This is a genomic window from Capnocytophaga sp. oral taxon 329 str. F0087, from assembly GCF_000213295.2.
Taxonomy (GTDB): domain Bacteria; phylum Bacteroidota; class Bacteroidia; order Flavobacteriales; family Flavobacteriaceae; genus Capnocytophaga; species Capnocytophaga leadbetteri_A.
Window position 1 is genome coordinate 7,158 of the sequence record NZ_KN390052.1, and the last position, 3,046, is coordinate 10,203.

The 3,046-nt window shown below is 38.5% G+C and carries 2 protein-coding genes; both read right to left on the reverse strand.

Going from position 1 to position 3,046, the window contains the following annotated elements:
* Window positions 1-1,759: glycoside hydrolase family 13 protein (locus HMPREF9074_RS10570; RefSeq protein ID WP_034540703.1), on the reverse strand; the 1,759-nt coding region annotated here is incomplete at its 3' end.
* A 39-nt stretch (window positions 1,760-1,798) separates the two neighbouring features.
* On the reverse strand, window positions 1,799-2,782 hold the full coding sequence (locus HMPREF9074_RS10575; protein WP_009388877.1) for a hypothetical protein: 984 nt from the start codon (window positions 2,780-2,782) through the stop codon (window positions 1,799-1,801).
* Window positions 2,783-3,046: the final 264 nt, after the last annotated feature.

Consider the following 3,046-nt stretch of genomic DNA (forward strand, 5'->3'; position numbering starts at 1 on the left):
TCCCCGATACCACATCTGTACCCCTCAAAAATCCCGCCAAACTCTCAGCAAAACGGTTCAGCTGAAGCGTTTGCGGCTTTTCGCTATTGTTAAGCACAACCATTACCGACTCGGTATCGTTGTAGCGAAAATAGACATATACTTCATTTTCAGGCAAATATTGCTTAGTTTTACCATAGTGAATCACAGCCTTATCCTTACGCCAGTTAAAAAGCTTAGCGGTGAAATCGTAATACTCATTTTGGATAGCCGTACGCCCAGCAGCAGTGAAAGCGTTTTGCTCATCGCCTTCCCAACCACCAGGAAAATCCTGCCGTATATGGCCATCACCTTTGCTCTTGTCGCCTGCCATACCTATCTCGCTGCCGTAGTACAATTGAGGAATACCGCGTGCTGTAGCCAACATACTGATAATGAGCTTATAGTCAGCTATCTTTGTATATACGTGATTAAGACGTGCTGTATCGTGGTTTTCAGCAAAGATAAGCAAGTTATTAATATCTTTATACAGAAAATCATTCGCCAAATTGTCATACAGCTGTATCATACCCTTATCCCACGACGGAGCAGCGCGAAACGCCTCACCTATCGCATTAAAAAGCGGAAAATCCATCACTGTAGGCAGATAAGTATTATAGCTCTGTATGGCACTTATCGGACTGTCCTTTTGCCAATACGACACCTGAGCGCTTTGGTTGAGCCATACCTCACCCATAATATTAAAGTGCGGATACTCATCCATAATCGCTTTCGTCCATTTAGCGATGCCCTCTTTGTCGTTGTATGAATACGTATCTACGCGTAGTCCATCAAGGTCAGCGTACTCTATCCACCAGATAGCATTCTGCGTCAGGTAGTTAAGCACCAACGGATTCGCCTGATTAAGGTCAGGCATTGAGGGAGCAAACCACCCCTTCTCACAATACTTTTTATCCCATTCTGAAGCATTGCTATCCATCTGGGTACTCATCCTAAAAGTACTCTGTCCGTACCCTGGGAACTGATGCAACCAATCATAGCAAGGCAAGTCTTTCACCATCCAATGCTGACTCCCCCAGTGGTTAGTCACATAGTCTTTGATGAGCTTCATACCCCGCTTGTGCAGAGCCTTAGACAGCTGTATATATTCCTCATTCGTACCATAGCGAGGGTCTATTTTATAGACATCAGTTTGGGCATATGTATGATACGAATGCTGCGGTTCGTTATCCTCGCACAAGGGGGTACTCCATATAGCGGTAGCCCCTAAGGTCTGTATATAATCCAGATGATTGATAATGCCTTGTATATCCCCTCCGTGTCTACCGTCAGAAGCTTTTCTATTGAGCTTGTCAGTAAGAGCCGAATGCGAATTGTTGTTGGGATTACCATTAGCAAAACGGTCAGACATCAGCAAGTAAATCATATCCGAGCTATCAAAGCCTTTTCTAAGAGCAGACCCCTCGCGTCTATGCTTTAGTTCGTAAGCTACACTACCTACTTTTTTGTTCTTTTGCAAGAGAGAAAGCGAGTAGTTACCTGCTTTTTTACCTTTGGTATCTATGGTAACGAATAGATAGTTAGGGTTTTCCGTTTTCAGCACATTAGTGATAGGCAAGTCGCTTTCCACGCGATATTGCGCTATATTTTTGCCATAGAGCAATATTTGCACCTCAGCATATTGCATACCTTCCCACCAAAACGGCGGTTCTACACGCTCAATTTGAGCCTGCGTATTAAAAAAGCTAAATAGTCCCATAAGGATAACGATATATTTCATAATATTAATGTAGTGTTATTCACACAAATGTTTATTTTATCACTTGATTTTTATCTTTATGTACATTCTTTGGGGGTTAAGTTCATCTTTTTCATCGAAAAAGTTAGCTACCACATTCATTGACGCATATAAATAGCCATTTTTACTGAAAAAGATAGGTTGTTTATCAAAATAATCGTAGGCTGCCCACCATCTTGTACTTTCATCTACTAAAAGATTTATTTTAAAAGGTTTTACACTCTCTATACGATATAAAGAAATAATTCCTACTAAATCTTCATAAGCCCTACCGACTGTAATGATATACTTCTTATCAGTAGATAGAAAGGGAAATCGTTGAAACTCTGTTTGCTTACCAGTAGTTTTGTCTATAAAAATATAAGCATAAAAATCTTGTGAATCTTCAAATACTAAATATTGATTTAGAGCAGGCATATTCCCTACATAAGCATAAGTTGTAGAAAAAGGATTCTCAAAATCATCAGGTTGATCTTTTAGGTAAACTGTTTTATGCTGACAAGGAAAAGTAAGTATCCCTTTCTTTTTTACAATCGAAAGAGTATCTTCTATAAGAAAATCTACTTTATGTTTCAAGGCTTCTTGATATTCTTCATAAGAAATTTGGTTTATAGCTAAATATTTAGCAATACTATCATTAGGATTCCCGTTGATATCAATATTTTGTATAAGCATTTCATCGGTGATTAGGGCTTTCAAAGTCTCCCAATTTCCCACATTATTTTTCTCTATATAGTCTCCTCTTTCTGTTCTATAAAATTCCTTTCCCTCTGCTACTATTTTTATCTTTTCGCCAAAAGGAAATGAATAAGCCTCTCCCTTTATCTTAAAGTCTTTATCTCTTATAGTGCCTTCTTTAATCACATACAGTTCCTTCTCTACCGGCACAAACACTTCCTCTTGTTTTGCTTCAGTAGCCACATTCTCCCCTGCTTGCTGTCGTCCTTGAAAAAGCTGACAGCCAGTAGATAATAACGCTAAAAAGAATAGTAAAAAGTATTTCATCACAATCGAGTCACAGCTTGCTACACTGCAAAAAGAATAATAAGTTTTGTGGCAAAGATAGCCATTTCTTTTTAAATAGCCAAGACAGAAATTTTTTCTCTTTCTTCTTACCCTTTACATTCGATATACGAACAGCGAAGGAAGAGCGAAGGATAAGCGAATAAATATCGAAGTATAAATAACTAATAAGAGGCAGATTCAATTCATAAAGGTAACTTTTAATTTTGCTGATTGTTATTCAATAAGTTAACGTTTCCTTGATTT